Here is a 15,816-nt window from a genome sequence, read left to right as displayed (position 1 = left end):
CTCTGCGACTGAGGAGAAACGAAGCCAGAAAGCGAAATCGCCCCAGCCCTCCGGGGCGGGGCGGCGCCTGGCCGGCTGCGGCGTTGCTCGTCGGTCACAGCCCCAAAACGGGGATGCTCCCTCCTCGAGCCTTGCATCCGGCCAGGCGGCGCTCCCGCCAAAACCGGAAGTTATTTTTGCACAGACCCTAAGACCGCGTTTTGAAAATACCCGCCGTAGCAGCCGAGGTAACGAGGGACACGCGGTAAGCATCTTCAATCCCGGCTGCTCACCTTATCCGCGGTAGGAAAGTCGCGTGGAAGGCTTTGGGTCACCTTCCCCGTCGCCGCCCATTCGGCGCCGCGCTGGAGAGTGGTCGCGAAGCCAGCACATTTCATCGCCTCCACGCTGTGACCGAGCGTCGTGTGGAAGACGCGGCCTTTTCCATACCTAATCACCATTAGCATCGGTTCGTGGTGGCCAGACCCTTTCGTGGCGGGATCAGCGTAAGCGGTCGCCAGGACGGTTACATTCTCGGCCGGGCCTCGGAGCCTGTCGTAAAGCTCATCTTTCGCGTGCATCCACTTGGAAGGCAACCCGGCTGCAATCGGATGCGTCGAATCACGAATCTCCACGGCAAAGGCGTGTTCCATTCCGTGGCTGCCGCCAACACCGGGTCCGGTCTCCCGGACAACATTTCCATGAACATACCGGACGTAAGGGCCCGACTTTTCGTTGCGCCCACCCCAGCCGCCCAGGCCAATGATCTCATTGTACTCCTTCCATTCCGGGAACGAATTGTTCGCGGCGTGGACTGAAACGAAGCCACCGCCCGATTTCACGTAGTCCACAAAGGCGCTCTGCGTTTCCTTGGGCCAGGATTCGCCGTTGTAGTTTGAAACGACGGCCTGGTAATCCGAAAGCGGTTGATGATGCCAGCGGTCGCTTTCGCCGATGTAAATCCGCAGCAGTTTACCGTTCTCGTGCAGCTTCATCTCAAACCTTCGGGTTCAGGAACTGGCCCAGCGTGTGTCCGATCCAAACGGCGCCCAAACACAGCAGAACCGACAACACCACATTCAGCGTGGCGAACAGCCACTCGCCCTCCCGCACCAGATTCAAAGTTTGCAGACTGAACGACGAAAACGTCGTGTAACCTCCGAGAATCCCGATCATCAGGAATTGCCGCGCATACGCCGGGACGAATAGGCGCCCTTCAGGTTCCCCCAACGCGGCGAGCAGACCCATCAGGAAGGAACCGGACGCGTTCACCAGAAGCGTGCCGGTCGGGAACGCTTCCCCAAATCGTTGCGCGATCATGCCGGAAAGCCAGAACCGGCACATGCCTCCCAACGCGCTGCCCACGCCTATCCAGAAATACGCGATCATCAAATCTGGAAGTCCGTCCCTCCTTTGCCCCGTTCGCGCTTGCTCAGGACTTTGACGTTGACCTCTTCGTAGAACACCAATGAATTGGGGGGCACGCTGCGCATGAGAAAAACGTTCGCGCCGATGGTGCTGCCTTCGCCAATGACCGTTTCCCCGCCCACAATCGTGGCGGCCGCGTAGATCGTCACGTGGTCTTCAATCGTGGGATGACGCTTGTGCCCGCGCAATTGCTGTCCACCGGCCAGCGAACGCGCCACCAGGCCGACTCCCTGATACATCTTGACGTGATTCCCAATGATGGCGGTTTCGCCGATGACCGTCCCGGTGCAATGATCGACAAAGAAATGCGAGCCGATCTGCGCGCCCGGATGCAAATCCATTCCCGTGCGGGAGTGCGCCCATTCGGTCATGATGCGCGGAATCAACCGGACGTGTTGCAGGTAAAGCTCGTGCGCCATGCGCTGCACCGCGATCGCTTCCATGAACGGATACGCCACAATGATCTCCTCTTTGCTCAGCGCCGCGGGATCGCCGTTGTAGGCCGCCTCCGCGTCCGTGTGGAGCAACTCCCGCACGCGCGGCAAGCTCTCCAGGAAGCTCATCGTCAACGCGTGGGCGGCGGAGCGAAGATTCCGCGTGCCGAGCTCCTCCGGCGGATGATATTCAAGGCTCTTGTAGATTTCGTCCTCCAACCGTCCCTGCACCGAATCCATCAAGGTCGCGATCTCGACCTTCAGTTCCGACGAATGAATGGTTCGCTCGTCGAAGAAACCCGGAAAGAGCAGGCGCAGCAAGTCCGAGGCAATCCCGGCAATGGCTGTCTTGGAAGGCAGATTCTTGCCGTCCAAATGATTGATCCCGCCCACCCGCGCGTAAGAGGCGAGCAACCGGTCGGTTAATTCCGTAACCGTGGTTTTCACCGCGCAAGTATTGCCGAGCACGAGGCGATTAGCAAGTAAGGCGCGGTCACCGCGACGGCCTTTGTTCTTTCTGTGCAAACGCTGCGAAGCTACTTCTTCGCAGCCCGGTCTGTGAAAAAACGCGTGTAACGGACTCCGTCCGAAGCAATCCTTTCCGAGCGGACTTTAACCACGGATGACACGGACGAACACGGATAGGAACCCGCCGCTCCAAGTCACTCCCTTCTCCCCTCGCTTTCGTGTGATTCGTGGGCCGACCTTCCTTCTTCCAAGCCGCAGCCGAATCGTTACAGCGTTACGACGTTACAGGGTTAAGTCGGCGGACTCGGACCTTGCTCGGGCGAACCGCTTATGAGAGACTCTCCGTCCATGTAGCAGACGCAAGTTCCTTTGAACGTTTTGCCCGTGTGACAGCGCAGGTTGGAGTAGTTCTTGTAGGAAAAGCCGAAAGTCCAGTAGTCCGGGTTGCCGCGCTGGATCGTTCCCCTAAATTCTGATTGGAAGGTCTGGAATCCGGGGCGTATAGTTTGGGCCGATGATCCAGAGCAGCATTCGATTTGTCCTCCTGAGCATGTTGATCCTCGCCTTCCAAGGCGCCCTTCCTGGCCGTGCGGCAGAAGCTAAACATTGGGCCTACAGCAAGCCGACTTGTCCGAAGTTTCCGGAAGTAAGGAGCCAATCCTGGCCGCGCAATGGAACCGACTTCTTCGTCCTGGCGCGATTGGAAAAGGAAGGCCTCGCTCCCTCCGGTCAGGCTGAAAAGGCCGTCTTGTTCCGTCGCCTGAGCCTTGATCTTACGGGCTTGCCGCCCACCGCCTCCGAAGTCGATCAATTCGTCGGGGACGACAGCCCGGACGCCTGGGACAAAGCTGTGGACCGCTTGCTGTTCTCTCCCCACTACGGCGAACATTGGGCGCGCATGTGGCTGGACCTCGCGCGCTACGCCGACAGCCATGGCTACGAAAAGGATCCGGGTCGTCAGATGTGGCTGTATCGCGACTGGGTCATCGACGCGTTGAATCAGAACATGAAGTTCGATCAGTTCACAATCGAACAAATCGCAGGCGACCTCCTTCCGAACGCGACCGTCAATCAGAAGATCGCGAGCGGCTTTCACCGCAACACCATGTTCAACACCGAAGGCGGGGTGGACAAAGAAGAGGCGCGCGTGGAAACGATCGTGGACCGCGTGAACACGACCGCATCGGTTTGGCTCGGCAGCACGCTGGCCTGCGCGCAGTGCCACAACCACAAATACGATCCCTTCACGATGAAGGATTACTACCAGTTCTTCGCGTTCTTCAACACCGTCGAGGAACCGCAGCTCGACGTCCCGTCGCCGGAACAAGCTGCGCGCCGGGAGAAAAACAAATCCGAGCTGGCGCGTCTGGAGAAGATCATGAAAACCCAGACGCCGGAACTCGACGCCTCGCAAGCGGCCTGGGAATACAAGCAAGCAGACGAAGCGGTGCATTGGACCGTGCTCGATCCCACGGGAATTCTCTCCGCCGGCGGCGCAACGCTCGCGGAACTCGAAGACAAGTCTATCCTGGCTGGCGGCACCAATCCCACCAATGATTCCTACACCGTCGTCGCGCACACCGACCTCAAACGGATCACGGGCCTGCGGCTCGAAGTGTTGCCGGACGACAGTCTCCCGAAGAAGGGCCTTGGCCGCGCGTCTAACGGCAGCTTTGTGGTGAGCCGCCTGGAAGTGAAAGCCGCGCCGAAGGACGGGCCCAAGGGCGCGGAAGCCGTCACTTTCAAGACGGCCGGAGCGGATTTCACGCAGAAGGATCACAGCGTGACGAACCTGATTGACGGCAAGACTGGTCCGGGCTGGGCCATCGATGCCGGGAAGGATGGCTTTCGCATCGAGCGCTACGCTGTCTTTGGAACCGAGAAACCAATCGGCTTCGAAAACGGATCGACGCTAACCGTGGTCTTGAGACACGATTCCAACTTCAGCGATGCCAACTTGGGCCGCTTTCGACTTTCGCTCACAACCAACGAGCGTCCGGTGCCTGAAACGATCCTGCCTGCCGCCACGTTGAAGATTCTCAGCGTCGCGCCGCGCGAGCGCACCCCCAAGCAAAAGGAAGATTTGTCCGCTTACTACCGCTCCATTGCGCCCGAATTGAAGGAAACACGGGAGGCACTGGCCCAGCAGAAGAAAATCGAGGAACAGCTTAAGAAGGAAATCCCGACCACGCTCGTGATGAAAGAGCAGGAAAAGCCGCGCGAGACGCACATTCATGTTCGGGGCAATTTCATGAGCAGAGGCGACAAAGTTTCCCAAGGCGTGCCGGAGATTCTCCAGTCGTTGCCCGAAGGCGCGCCGCTGAATCGCCTGACGCTGGCGAGATGGCTCGTCGATCCGAACAATCCGTTGACCGCGCGCGTCATTGTGAACCGGATTTGGTTCGAGTACTTCGGACGCGGCCTTGTGGAAACCGTCGAGGATTTTGGCACGCAAGGCACGCCGCCGACCCATCCGGAGTTGCTGGATTGGCTGGCGACCCAATTCATGTTGTCGGGCTGGGATCTGAAAACCTTGCATCGCTTGATCGTCAACTCGGCGACGTACCAGCAATCGTCGCGCGCGACGCCGGAACTGCTGGAACGCGATCCGGCGAATCGATTCTACGCCCGCGGGCCAAGGTTCCGCGCGTCGGCGGAAACGGTGCGGGACGTGATTCTGGCGGCGAGCGGACTTCTCAAGCCTAAGATCGGCGGCCCCAGTGTGTATCCACACCAGCCCGACGGCATCTGGACCCAGATTTACGGCGACGAAAAATGGACGATCAGCAAAGGCGAAGACAAATACCGTCGCGGCCTTTACACGTATTGGAAGCGGACGTCGCCGTATCCGGCGTTCATGTCATTCGATGCGCCGAGCCGCGAGTACGCTTGCACGCGCCGCCCGCGGACGAACACGCCGTTGCAAGCGCTGAACACGCTCAACGATCCGGCGTTCGTCGAGGCGGCTCAGGTCCTCGCGCGGAGAGTCACGACAATGGTTGGGCCTGACCCGGCCAGGCGCGCCACCTTCGCGTTCCGCTCGTGTGTCGCCCGCGAGCCAAAAGCCCGAGAACTGGAGCGCTTGCTTGCGCTTTATCAAGACGAACTCGCCCGGTTCAAAAAGGACGTAAAAGCGGCCGAGGCCATGGCGTTCGGCGCGGAAGGCAAGGCGGTGGAGGGATTTGATGTTTGCGAGCTGGCGGCGTGGACGGTCGTGGCCAACGTGCTGCTCAACTTGGATGAGACCATCTCAAAAGGGTAAATGACGAATGAATTGCCAATTCACTCCGCTTCTTCAACACAACCTCCACGCCATCACGCGCCGCCATTTCTTTGGCCGATGCGCCTGGGGCGTCGGGGCGGCGGCCTTGGCGTCTTTGCTTGAGGCTCGTCGCGTTTCCGGATCGCCAGCCGCGTTGGCGGCCAATCCGCTGATGCCAAGAGCGCCGCACTACACGCCGAAAGCCAAACGCGTCATTTACATGTTCATGGAAGGCGCGCCGTCGCAGCTCGACCTGTTCGATTTCAAGCCGAAGCTGGTCGAGCTGCACATGAAGCCGTGCCCGGAATCGCTGCTCAAAGGGGAACGCTTCGCGTTCATCAAGGGCGTTCCGAAGATGCTGGGCACACCTTACAAGTTCTCGAAGCACGGCCAGTGCGGCATGGACCTCTCAGAGTTGCTCCCGAACCTGGCGCAAGTCGCGGACGACATCACGCTGATTCGCTCCATGGTCACGGACGCCTTCAACCACGCGCCGGCCCAGATTTTTCTGAACACGGGAGCAACGCAGATCGGGCGTCCGAGCCTGGGTTCGTGGTTGACGTACGGACTGGGCAGCGAGAGCCAGGAATTGCCGGGCTTCGTGGTCATGCTTTCGGGCGGCGGTTTGCCCAGCGGCGGGACGGCGTGCTGGGGCAGTGGTTTCTTGCCCACATCGTATCAAGGCGTGCAATTTCGATCCCAGGGCGACCCGATTCTCTTTGTCTCGAATCCGCCGGGAATGGACTCGGCGCGGCGGCGGCGTTCGCTTGATGCTTTGCGCGATCTGAATCAGATGCAACTGGAGGACGTGGGCGATCCCGAAATCAGCACGCGCATCAATGCGTTTGAGATGGCTTATCGGATGCAATCGAGCGCGCCGGAGTTGATGGAGATTTCCAGAGAACCGAAATACATCCACGACATGTACGGAACCGAGCCGGGCAAAGTGTCGTTCGCGAATAATTGTCTGCTCGCCCGCCGGCTGCTCGAACGCGGCGTGCGCTTCGTTCAATTGTATCATCGCGGCTGGGATACGCACGGCGTGAGCGAAGACACGGACATCGTTCATCCCGCCGGGCTGAAGAAACGGACGCGCGAAACCGACCGTCCCATGGCGGCATTGGTCGCGGACCTCAAGCAGCGCGGGTTGCTGGACGACACGCTGGTGATTTGGGGCGGCGAATTTGGCCGCACACCGATGAACGAGGAGCGGAACGGTTCAAAATTCCTGGGCCGCGATCATCATCCGCGCGCTTTCAGCCTCTGGCTGGCGGGCGGTGGAATCAAGGGCGGCTACACGCACGGCGTCACGGACGAGCTCGGCTACAACGTGGTCGAAGGCAAAGTGCACGTTCACGACCTTCAGGCCACGATCCTCCATCTCCTCGGCTTCGATCACACCAGGTTGACCTACAAATTCCAGGGGCGCGACTTCCGGCTGACGGATGTGCATGGGGATGTGGCCAAGAACGTTTTAGCCTAATGCGTTCGCGAGAATGTAATGCTACCACGTCGACGCTCGGGAGCGCGTCGTAAGCCTTAGAGCCTGTCCGAAAATTCAGGAAGGCGTAATTCGCTGGGATCGCATGCAAAAAAATCGATGAGAACATGAGAAAAGACTTGATTTTGGCGGTGGGGCGCGGCTGGCCACTTTTAAGCGCAGCTCTGTTGGGCGATGAAAATCGCCTCTTACGAAACCAACCTCACCGACGCCCAATGGGCCCTCCTGAAACCCTTGCTTCCCGACCCCGCCAAACGCGGCCGTCCGCCGACGGATCGGCGTCGGGTGATCGATGCCATCCTCTACCTTGTCAAAGGAGGTATTCCCTGGCGGCTGCTCCCGGTCGATTTTCCTCCGTGGAAAACTGTGCACTGGATCTTCCGCCAGTGGACGCGCAATCAGACCTGGGAGAAACTCAACGAGCGTCTTCGAGCTCTGGCTCGCAAGCAACAGGACAAGCGCTCGCGCCCCACCGCGGCGGTCCTGGACAGTCAAAGCGTCAAATCCGATCCGCACGGAGGGGCCGTGGGATACGATGCGGCCAAGAAGATCAAAGGGCGCAAGCGTCATCTGCTGGTCGATACGTTGGGTCTGGTGCTGGGCGTGGCGGTGACGGCGGCCCATGTCCCGGAACGCGAAGGGGCTCAAGGCCTGCTCGGCCGCGTGCTGGGTTGGTTCACGTGGTTGAGGAAAATGTGGGTCGATGGCGGTTACAGCGGCCCGGACTTCGCGACGTGGGTGCGGACGATTCGTCCGAAGCTGGAGGTGGAGGTGGTCAAACGTTCCGACGACGTGAGCGGGTTCAAGGTGTTGCCCAAACGCTGGGTCGTCGAACGAACTTTCGGGTGGTTGATGCGTCACCGACGCCTGGTGCGGGACTACGAGCACTGCGAGAGCAGCGCGGAATCGTGGGTTTACATCGCGATGATCCGAATTCAACTCCGTCGATTGGCCTAATTCCTCAGCAATCATGATTTTTCGGACAGGCTCTCAGAAGCCAGAGGGTCTTATCGAGGATTGAGTGAGCATATGCACCACCATCAATCAAAGGCGTAATCTCCAGCAAAAGCGAACCAGTGCGATTAGTGGACGTATCGGGGAAGCGAACCTTCACTGCCTCCGAGCCTCGCATGTACCACAAACCTGAAGCCAAACCAGCAACGTATGCACCGCCATCAGCCGTTGGTGTGATACTCGTGAAAAACGTTTCGGAAAAAGAGGCAGGCGTCTTCTGAACCCGTCTCTCGTTCTGCTTTGAACGGCCACAACCCAAGGCAGCGAACATCACAACGAAGACCGCGAAAATGACTCGTGCGCTCATAAAGTCCCTCGATGCTCAACTACATAATTATCCAGAAGTTAGTTACGCCCAATTCGGGGCAGCCAGGGCCAAAATCGACCGTTTGGCTTCTGGTTTGGGCGGCAGTCGGTGAGGTTCGGTCATCGGCTCCATTCTTACTTTCCTCTGGAGGTCGAGCTTGAATTTGGACGAGGCGCCAGCGGCTGTCAACTGGTTGAGTGGGATGGGAGGCAGATTGAATTCTGAAGTCCTTATTCTCTGTTCACCCCGTTGCCTCCTGTTGCCCGTCTCTTTCCCATCAGGCGCAGGAGGCCGAAATTGTCTTTCTGCGTTCGCGTCCCCTTGGCGCCGGCGAACCATTGCTCGTGATGGAAGCGGCCAAAATTCCCTTCACCTTTTTCCGGCGTGTCCAGATCTCCCAGGGCGATGTTCAAGCCCACTTTGATCTCGCCCAGCGCAGTTGTGTAAAACTTGCCCGGCGAAATCTCCAGGCACGGATCGAACTGAATGGCCCATTCGATCACGTAGCCTTTGCCTTCGGGTTTCGCGCGGGCCGCGGCACGCTGCGCTTTTGTCTGAATCCAGCGCTGATACGTGGCCCAGGCTTTCAGGTCTGAGCGGGGCTCGCCTTCGAGCAAGCCTCCCGTGCCTACGCCTCCGAGCCGGGACTTGGTCAGGTTGCACACCATTTGCCAGGACGAACCGCTGCCTTCGGCGCCTTCATTTCCATTCCACGTGTTCGGCGCATTGATCAGGATTTCCATCTCATCGCCGAACCAGGGAAAGCCTTTCGGCGACAGCTCGTGCGCGTCCGGATTCTCCGGCGGAAGCCACTGTGCGGTGTCGATGCCATAGAGCACGTCGTCCGTAATCTCGAAGGCGAAGTAAAGGCATTGGTCGTCATGTTTGACCCAGCCGCGAAGAGCGAGATCGGAGTCGTCCTTCACGGGAGAGAATTCAGAAACCCAATCGCGGACGCCTCGGAACTCGGTGGCGTCGGACCATTCGCCCGAGCTGATGACGCCGTCGAGCGTTGGAGTTTTGCCAAACCAGGAGATCAGTTCGGGGCGTTTGGGTTCAGCGGCGAGCGCGCTCAGTAACATTGGGGACAGGAGAATGCAACCAAGGTTCATGAGAAGCTCCCTTGGTTTCAGAACCATGCCCACGGTCCATGAACCGAGAACTGCGCGGACCCCAGCCTTCAGGCTGCTTCCGCGCACTCTCCGCAGTCGAGCGTTGAAGCGGCCTAAAGGCCACGGTCCGAACAGACGGTTCATGGATCGGTTCATCTAGGGGAGCGGCACGAATTCTTTCAAGGCGCGAGGAGCTTTCGCCGCGTCCAGCAGGCGCATGAGCAGGAGCGATTCGCGCCGGTCGATGTTCGGTTTCCCCGCCGCGAAAAAGTCCAGGATTGCCGCAGCGTTGTTCACAAAAATCCGGGAAGCATCGACGGTGATGTATTGCGTGGCCTTGTCTGTCGTGACGGAGGCGGCGAACGCCGTGTTGCTCTGGGGATAAACGTTCACCACCCCTGTGCGGCCACCGGTAAAATCGATCAAAAGCTGCGAACGATTCTCGGTCCCGCGCCGCATCAGGGCCGTCCCTTCATGGCCCATGACGCTGACGAGCAATTCGAGCGGATGAATCGCGTATTCCGCAAAGGAACCGCCGCCGCCCCAGGTGATCATGTGCTGGACTTTGCCGAGCTTTTGGACCTGTTCCTGGACAGTGGTGTAGCGGAGCGCCGAGGTGGTCTGAATCGGAGTGCTGTGCTGGTCCGCCAGGGCAAAGATGGCGCGAGCAGTGGCCAGGTCTGGCGCGAAAGTTTTGTCCACGTAGGTGGGTTTCTTGAACGGCGACACGCGCCGGCACAATTCGAGATGCGTCTCCGGCGTGGAAGGCGCGAGCACCATGAAGAAATCGACCGCGTCGTTGAGCGCCGCCACGGAATTGAAGTAAGGCACCGAGTTCTTTTCGGCCCAGGCGCGCCCCGGCGCTTCCTGCAAGCCAGTGCATCCCGCCACGACGAAGCCACGCTCTTTGAGCGGTTCGCGCAACGCTTTGAGAAAAACATTCGCGTGATAGTTCCCCAAATTGTCATCGACGAAACCGATGCGCCGACCGTTGTTGGATGACCGGAGTTCCGCCGCTTCCAGCGTCAAGTTGGTCACGGCGAGTCCTGTTCCGCAGAATAATGCGGTTCCCAGAAAGTCTCGGCGGGGCCATTCTGCGGCAACGAATGAAGTTTTCATGGCACACCTGCCGGTCACTTCGTAACGCCGGTTTTCATGCCGGCGAGTTCCGAAGTATTCTCGCCTCAGGCACCACGAGGTCGCCAAACCTCGCAACTTGACGATTGAAGCATCGGTTTGACTTAGCGCAGAGTTGTACTCTGCCGTATCGCCGATTTGCAATCGGCGGCGCGCCGGCGAGTTCCAGAACCCTGGAACTTGTCGGTCCCCTGCGGAATACAATTCCGCGATACGGCAGAGTGCAACTCTGCGCTACGGATGAGGTCACCTTTAAACACATACCGGACGGAAAGCCGGCGTTGCGAGAATCAAATCCGCGAGGCGGCGAGTTGGAGCGCTCGCTGCGTATTCACTCGGGCCAGGTGCGCGCGGTATTCGGCCGAGGCGTGGATATCGTCCAGGGGATCGATGTCGATTGATCAGGCAAGCGGTCTTCATAACGTCATGCACTGGGCGGCATTGATGAAGGTTTCCTTTTCTGGGCCCGCAGCCATGACGGATACTTTCGTTGGATCATTTGGTGCAAAAGAGTGCACGCGATCCCCAAGTGCGTTGCTACCTCCTGGAGGCTCGCTTCGTAATTCGCTTGTCGCGCGTTGATTTCGCCGGCAGGCGCGCTTCGCAGAGCATCGTAGGCTTCGAGCAGGGCCTCAAGGCTGTGGCTCATGCGGGAAATGTTGCGCAATCAACCGCTCGGCTTGTTCCTCACTCAATGGATTGTTCAGCGCGTTCCAGGACTCCTCCAGGTGGATCAAGATACCTTCGATTTGGGGAACAAAATGCCGGTAAGGGAAGTCCGGGTCTTTGACCAGCACCTGATGCATCCGGGCGCTCCGGAGCAGCCATTTGAGAGCTTCGCGGTATTCGGCCAGCGCTTTCTCGTCGGGATCGCGCAGCAGGATTTCACGCCGTTCCCAGGCGCGAAACGCCTCGCAAGTCTGCAGCCACAACTCCAAAGACGTTTGCGTCAGGCGCGCCGCCTCGGAAGCCGCCGAGACCTCGGCTGTGGTGCTTGGCTTCATCTGGCAAGAACGATGGCATCTCGTGCGCGGAATAACAAGGTTGGTTTATCCTGGTTTCCGAGACTCTGCTGAGCGTTGCTTAGTTGGCCGTTTCATAAGTTCGCTAACGTATTTTTCTAGGCTGCCAGAGTAGTGGCGAGTTGTGAACTTGGCTGCAAACGCTGCAGGAGTTCATTGAGATCGTTCCGGGTAAATTTCCACTCGAAGGGTTTGGCAATGGCTTCGTAGTGACGCTTGAAACGTTCCAGTCGGTCCGTGACCGCTTCCAAGTTTGGGAAATCGTTCGGTGTGAGGACCTTTCGCTGGATAATGGAGAAGTAAATCTCGATTTGATTGAGCCAACTGGCATGCACTGGGCCGTGGACCACCTGAACGTTTGGGTAACGGCCTTGCAAGCGCTGGACGCTCCGCTCCCCTCGATGCGAAGAGCCATTGTCCATGATCCAAAATACTCGTCGGCAAGAACGATAAGGCTCTTGGTTCATGACTTGGGCGACTAATCGATCAAAGGGAGCAATCCCGCTCTGGGTTTCACAGCGACCAAAGAGTTTGGCGCGATGAACATCCCAAGCCGCCAAATAAGCCCACGCTCCCTTACGCTCGTACTCATGTTCGACCTTCATCGGCAGCCCTGGCTGTGGCGGCACCGTTTCATGCAGGCGACAGCGGGCTTGGACGCTGGTCTTCTCGTCGGTCGAGAGCACGAACTCGTCGGCTCGTAATTCCTGTCCCTGCCACTGATGCTGATACAAATCGAGGATCCGACCGGCTTTGAGAGCGAAATCTGGATCGCGCGGAAAAATCCAACAGCGGTGTTGCCAGGGACGAATCGCGTCTTGGTGGAGCCATCGCCAAAGTGTTGAATTGCTCAACTGAGCGACCAGTCCGCTCTGGCAAACATGTTGGGTCAGTTCGTCCAGACTCCAACGGGAGAGCGGGACCGTGATGGGTGGCGGGCAGTTCGCAGGCCAACGCTTTAACCTGCACGATGAGTTCTGGGGGAAAAAGACCGGGGGCGGCCCGATCGAGGGCGTTCCTCCAAGCCGGCCAGTCGCTCTTCGAAAAAACGCTTACGCCATTGGCTAACGACTTCGCGACGGGTATCCAAGCAGTGGGCGATTTCATCATTGGAAAGCCCCTCGGCTGCATGGAGAACCATCTTGGCACGGAGCACCTGAAAATATGGCAACGTATATTTGGCTGCTCTGTGCTCCAGTTCCTGTCGTTCCGCTGCCGTGAGTCTGATTTTGTATGGGCTCTCTCTAGGCACGCTACCAACGGTGCCACAGCCGGGGCCTCGATTGCAATAATAATACGTTAGTGTATTTATTAAATAAAGTACTTAGCAACTTCCAAATCATAACCGACACGAATATCGCCGCTAAGATCAAGTGGCCGCCTGTCCTGGCGATTATACCCGACCAGACCGTTGACGAAGGGATGCTCCTAACTTTCGCAGTCTCGGCGACCGATCAGGACACGCCATCTGCCAAGCTGTCTTACAGACTCGAGGAACCGTTTCCGACGGGCGCGAGCATCAACTCGACGAACGGGGTATTAACTTGGACGCCCACGAAGCAGCAAGCGCCCAGCACGAATCTCATCACCGTCCGCGTCACGGACGACAGTTCGCCACCTTTGACCGACACAAAGTCTTTCACGGTCGTGGTGAATCGGATCAACAGTCCTCCGGTGATACCGGCGATTCCGGATCAAAACGCCAGCGAAGGCGCACCTTTCTCGCTCGTCGTTCAGGCCACAGACCCGGATGGGCCAGGGCAACAGCTCACGTTCAGTTTGGATGAGGCCGTCCCAGCGGGCGCGGCGATTGCGCCAAACACAGGAGCGTTCACGTGGACGCCGAGCGAGCAGCAGGGGCCGAGCACTAATTTGTTCACGGTCAAGGTGACGGACAACGGGGTGCCGCCCTTGAGCGCGACCAACAGTTTCACGGTGGTTGTGAGCGAAGTGAACCTCCCGCCGGTGTTGAGCGTTCCCGGCACGCAGACTCTTGACGAACTGACGCCCCTGATGGTGCGGATCACAGCCGTGGACCCGGACATTCCAGCCAACGTCCTGGCCTTCAGCCTGGCTGAGCCGCAGGCGGGCGTAAGCATCGACCTGAGCACGGGTGTGTTGACCTGGACGCCCATCGAAGCTCAGGGGCCGAGCACCAATATCATCACGTTGCGGGTGACGGACAATGGAGTTCCAAGCCTGACCGCCACGAACAGTTTCACAGTCATCGTCAACGAAGTGAATTTGCCTCCCAGTCTGGCGGCGATTCCCGATCAAACCGTCGATGAAGGCGTTCCACTTTCCTTGACCGTCACTGCCACGGACCCGGATTTGCCAGCTCAAACGCTGAGATTCAGTTTGGAGTCGGACGCTCCGGCGGGCGCCCGCGTTGATCCGGTGAGCGGCCTGTTCACCTGGACCCCGAGCGAGGAACAGGGGCCGGGCACCAACCGCATCACGGTGCGGGTGACGGACAGTGGGATTCCTGGCCTGAGCGACACCCGAGCGTTTTCGGTTATCGTGCGTGAAGTGAACTCGACGCCCGTCATTTCCGCCCTTGCCGATAGAATCGTGGAGGAGAACTCGAGACTGGAGTTCGCGGTCGAAGCGACGGACCCAGACGCTCCGAAGAACGCGGTTACGTTCGCGCTGGGATCAGACGCGCCCGCGGGAGCGACCATTGATCCCAGGACAGGGGTCTTCAGTTGGACAACCCCGGCTGTGGCTGCGGCTCAAACCAATCGGATCACCGTCCGCATCACTGATGACGGATCCCCGCCAATGCAAGCGACGGCAATCGTTCAAGTTCTTGTTACGCCCGCCAAACTTCGCCTGGCCCAAATCCCGGATCGCACGGAGGACGAGGGCACTGTTATCGCCTTTGGCGCATCCGTGATGGATAGCCCCCTGGCTCAGCCGCCGTTTACCTACGCGTTGGAGACTCGCGCGCCGGCAGGCGCTCTCATCAGTCCGAATAGTGGCGCGTTCCTGTGGCAGCCGACCGAAGCCGAAGGGCCAAGCACGAACAGGATCACGGTCCGCGTAACGGACAGCAGTAACCCGCCTCTGACCGCGAGCCGCAGCTTCACCGTCATTGTTCGGGAAGTAAATCGGCCCCCTGTGTTGGAGGCGATCGTTGCGCAGAAGGTTGCCGCAGGCCAGCCGCTCAGATTGAATGTCAAAGCTCAGGACCCAGACCTGCCAGCCAATGAACTGACTTACAGCCTGGAACCTGGCGCGCCCGTCGGCCCGAGTATTGACGCCAAGACCGGATTGTTCTCGTGGACGCCAGGGCCGCTCGCCGCAGGCGGCACGAATTCAATTACGGTCAAAGTGACCGACAATGGTTCGCCTCCGCTTGGCCACACGGCCACATTTGCCGTTGCCGTTACGGTACCAGAAGGTCCAAAGCTGGCGGGCGTGCTTCTGCCGAACGGCCAGTTTCAACTGACGCTCAATGGGGAAACTGGGCGCATCTATTTGATCCAGTTTTCGGCGGACCTAGCGGCGTGGGAACCCCTCACGAACATTCTCAGCGCCAGCACGGCCATTCAAATTGTCGATCCGCTCGCTCCCGGCGTGAGACAACGTTTCTACCGTGCCCTGTCGCCCTGAGCGGGCTGAGTCTCTGCCTCACCGTTCATCGCCCGGCAAGGGCGGCACGTCGCGCACCTTGGCTATGACCCGGTCGAACTTCTCCCAACTGCCGCGCTGGGCGCCTGCTGCCATGGTGCCGCGCTTGCGCCAGGCGGACACCTGATAAGCCTGCGCGATACTGACGAGCTGATCGACGCTTAGATTCTCCTGCTCTGCCAGCTCCGCGACTTGGCAGGCCAGCGGATCGAGTACCTGCGCGTGAATCGTTGTCATACGTTATGCCTCAGTTTGGCCAAGAACTCGACCGGTGTCAGGACTTCTATACCAAAGCCCGTGGCGCTGGCTGGTTCGTTACGGCTCAAATCCGCGAGGCGGCGAGTTGGAGCGCTCGCTGCGTATTCACTCGGGCCAGGTGCGCGCGGTATTCGGCCGAGGCGTGGATATCGTTCAGGGGATCGATACGGTTGGCCGCCCTTTTTGCGGCGGCGGCGATGCTCTCCGCCGTGAGAAGCTGGCCTTCAAGGCTCTTCTCCACGGCGTTCGCCCGATAGGGTT

13 protein-coding genes and 1 pseudogene are annotated in these 15,816 nt (G+C 59.2%); 4 read left to right on the top strand and 10 right to left on the bottom strand.

Annotated elements, in window-relative coordinates; translation table 11 throughout:
• Positions 1–254: 254 nt before the first annotated feature.
• From FJ398_17805 to FJ398_17795, 3 genes are read right to left on the bottom strand one after another with little or no spacing between them, the layout of a single operon-like run.
• Positions 255–974, bottom strand: a complete 720-nt coding sequence (locus tag FJ398_17805) for a ThuA domain-containing protein (GenBank protein MBM3839785.1) — start codon at positions 972–974, stop codon at positions 255–257.
• A gap of 1 nt (position 975) precedes the next feature.
• Positions 976–1,365, bottom strand: coding sequence for a fluoride efflux transporter CrcB (gene crcB, locus FJ398_17800; protein ID MBM3839784.1), 390 nt, complete (start codon positions 1,363–1,365; stop codon positions 976–978).
• A gap of 2 nt (positions 1,366–1,367) precedes the next feature.
• Positions 1,368–2,288 (bottom strand): serine acetyltransferase, encoded by a 921-nt coding sequence (locus FJ398_17795; GenBank protein ID MBM3839783.1) that lies wholly within the window; start codon positions 2,286–2,288, stop codon positions 1,368–1,370.
• 535 nt (positions 2,289–2,823) lie between these two features.
• Between FJ398_17795 and FJ398_17790 the strand changes: the two genes are divergently transcribed.
• The 3 genes from FJ398_17790 (at position 2,824) to FJ398_17780 (ending at position 8,029) form a co-directional block, all read left to right on the top strand.
• Positions 2,824–5,571, top strand: coding sequence for a DUF1553 domain-containing protein (locus tag FJ398_17790; protein ID MBM3839782.1), 2,748 nt, complete (start codon positions 2,824–2,826; stop codon positions 5,569–5,571).
• A gap of 7 nt (positions 5,572–5,578) precedes the next feature.
• Positions 5,579–7,054: a DUF1501 domain-containing protein gene (locus FJ398_17785; GenBank protein MBM3839781.1), complete on the top strand. Its 1,476-nt coding sequence runs from the start codon at positions 5,579–5,581 to the stop codon at positions 7,052–7,054.
• Between the two features lie 192 nt (positions 7,055–7,246).
• A complete protein-coding gene (locus FJ398_17780; protein MBM3839780.1) occupies positions 7,247–8,029 on the top strand; it encodes an IS5 family transposase in 783 nt (260 codons plus the stop codon).
• A gap of 594 nt (positions 8,030–8,623) precedes the next feature.
• Here the strand turns inward: FJ398_17780 and FJ398_17775 are convergent.
• The 5 genes and pseudogenes from FJ398_17775 to FJ398_17755 form a co-directional block, all read right to left on the bottom strand.
• Entirely contained in the window at positions 8,624–9,505 is an 882-nt protein-coding gene (locus FJ398_17775; GenBank protein MBM3839779.1) for a hypothetical protein, read from the bottom strand.
• Positions 9,506–9,661: 156 nt separating this feature from the next.
• Positions 9,662–10,624, bottom strand: a complete 963-nt coding sequence (locus FJ398_17770) for a hypothetical protein (GenBank protein ID MBM3839778.1) — start codon at positions 10,622–10,624, stop codon at positions 9,662–9,664.
• 308 nt (positions 10,625–10,932) lie between these two features.
• A complete protein-coding gene (locus FJ398_17765) occupies positions 10,933–11,040 on the bottom strand; it encodes a hypothetical protein (GenBank protein MBM3839777.1) in 108 nt (35 codons plus the stop codon).
• A gap of 234 nt (positions 11,041–11,274) precedes the next feature.
• Positions 11,275–11,646 carry a hypothetical protein gene (locus tag FJ398_17760; protein MBM3839776.1) on the bottom strand — a complete coding sequence of 124 codons (372 nt, stop codon included), beginning with the start codon at positions 11,644–11,646 and terminating at the stop codon, positions 11,275–11,277.
• 116 nt (positions 11,647–11,762) lie between these two features.
• Positions 11,763–12,805, bottom strand: a pseudogene (locus FJ398_17755) (IS630 family transposase).
• Between the two features lie 281 nt (positions 12,806–13,086).
• On the opposite strand from FJ398_17755, the gene FJ398_17750 reads away from it, so the two are divergent.
• Positions 13,087–15,279: a cadherin repeat domain-containing protein gene (locus tag FJ398_17750; protein MBM3839775.1), complete on the top strand. Its 2,193-nt coding sequence runs from the start codon at positions 13,087–13,089 to the stop codon at positions 15,277–15,279.
• 18 nt (positions 15,280–15,297) lie between these two features.
• Here FJ398_17750 and FJ398_17745 read toward each other — a convergent pair whose 3' ends face one another.
• Together FJ398_17745 and FJ398_17740 are read right to left on the bottom strand one after the other, a co-directional pair.
• A complete protein-coding gene (locus FJ398_17745; GenBank protein ID MBM3839774.1) occupies positions 15,298–15,534 on the bottom strand; it encodes a hypothetical protein in 237 nt (78 codons plus the stop codon).
• Positions 15,535–15,619: 85 nt separating this feature from the next.
• Positions 15,620–15,816 (bottom strand): xanthine dehydrogenase family protein subunit M (locus tag FJ398_17740; GenBank protein MBM3839773.1); only part of this gene is annotated, 197 nt, incomplete at its 5' end.

Source organism: Verrucomicrobiota bacterium (assembly GCA_016871535.1).
Taxonomy (GTDB): Bacteria; Verrucomicrobiota; Verrucomicrobiia; order Limisphaerales; family SIBE01; genus VHCZ01.
This window is presented reverse-complemented; position numbering and strand designations above follow the sequence as displayed.

Coding starts and splice junctions, on each gene's coding strand:
- FJ398_17780 (MBM3839780.1), top strand. CDS start 7,247: ATGAAAATCGCCTCTTACGAAACCAACCTCACCGACGCCCAATGGGCC.
- FJ398_17760 (MBM3839776.1), bottom strand. CDS start 11,646: ATGAAGCCAAGCACCACAGCCGAGGTCTCGGCGGCTTCCGAGGCGGCG.
- FJ398_17770 (MBM3839778.1), bottom strand. CDS start 10,624: ATGAAAACTTCATTCGTTGCCGCAGAATGGCCCCGCCGAGACTTTCTG.
- FJ398_17750 (MBM3839775.1), top strand. CDS start 13,087: ATGCTCCTAACTTTCGCAGTCTCGGCGACCGATCAGGACACGCCATCT.
- FJ398_17805 (MBM3839785.1), bottom strand. CDS start 974: ATGAAGCTGCACGAGAACGGTAAACTGCTGCGGATTTACATCGGCGAA.
- FJ398_17785 (MBM3839781.1), top strand. CDS start 5,579: ATGAATTGCCAATTCACTCCGCTTCTTCAACACAACCTCCACGCCATC.
- FJ398_17775 (MBM3839779.1), bottom strand. CDS start 9,505: ATGAACCTTGGTTGCATTCTCCTGTCCCCAATGTTACTGAGCGCGCTC.
- FJ398_17745 (MBM3839774.1), bottom strand. CDS start 15,534: ATGACAACGATTCACGCGCAGGTACTCGATCCGCTGGCCTGCCAAGTC.
- FJ398_17790 (MBM3839782.1), top strand. CDS start 2,824: ATGATCCAGAGCAGCATTCGATTTGTCCTCCTGAGCATGTTGATCCTC.